At 65.8% G+C, this 765-nt stretch carries 1 protein-coding gene; it reads left to right on the top strand.

Translation table 11 applies throughout. The features are described 5' to 3' along the window. Positions 1-765, top strand: a 765-nt coding sequence (locus EN750_RS37170) for an aldehyde dehydrogenase family protein (RefSeq protein ID WP_127399468.1), incomplete at both ends; no start/stop codon positions are given.

The following is a 765-nucleotide window of genomic DNA, read 5'->3' as shown; positions in this document are numbered from 1 at the left end:
GTCAAAATTCTCGCCCTATGAGCGGCAGTGCGTGCTTCTGCGCATCGCCGATCTCTTCGAGACCCATTGGGAAGAGCTCAGCGTTTCCGACACTCTCGACATGGGACTGCCGATCACGCGCACGCTCGCCAACCGGCGGCGCGTCATCGGCATGCTGCGCTTCTATGCGGGCATGGCGACCGCGCTGCATGGCGAATCCATAGACAATTCGATCCCCGGCGAGATCGTCAGCTTCACAAGGCGCGAGCCGGTGGGCGTTGTCGGCGCGATCATCCCCTGGAACGCTCCGACCGCCGCGTCGATCTGGAAGATCGCGCCGGCGCTGGCCACCGGCTGCACCATCGTGCTGAAGCCCTCGGAGGACGCCTCGTTGACGCCGCTGCTGATCGCCAGGCTGATGCAGGAAGCCGGCGTTCCCGACGGCGTCGTCAACGTCGTCACCGGCACCGGGGCGGAGGCCGGTGCGCGGCTCGCTGAACATCCCGACGTCAACAAGATCGTCTTCACCGGCTCGACGCTGACCGGGCAGGCCATCGCGCGGGCGGGCGTGACAAACCTCAAGCGCGTTTCCCTGGAACTCGGCGGCAAATCGCCGATCATCGTCTGCCGCGATGCCGACATCGACAAGGCGGTTCCTGTCGCCGCGATGGCGGTGTTCGTGCATTCGGGCCAGATCTGCATCGCCGGATCGCGGCTGTTCGTGGCGCGCGAAATCCATGACGAATTCGTGCGCCGGGTCGCCGAGTTTGCCGGCAGGCTTCGCAT

The organism is Mesorhizobium sp. M7A.F.Ca.ET.027.03.2.1 (genome assembly GCF_003999175.1).
GTDB lineage: Bacteria > Pseudomonadota > Alphaproteobacteria > Rhizobiales > Rhizobiaceae > Mesorhizobium.
The sequence above is the reverse complement of the archived record's forward strand: the minus strand, read 5'-3'. Positions and strand labels throughout refer to the sequence as shown.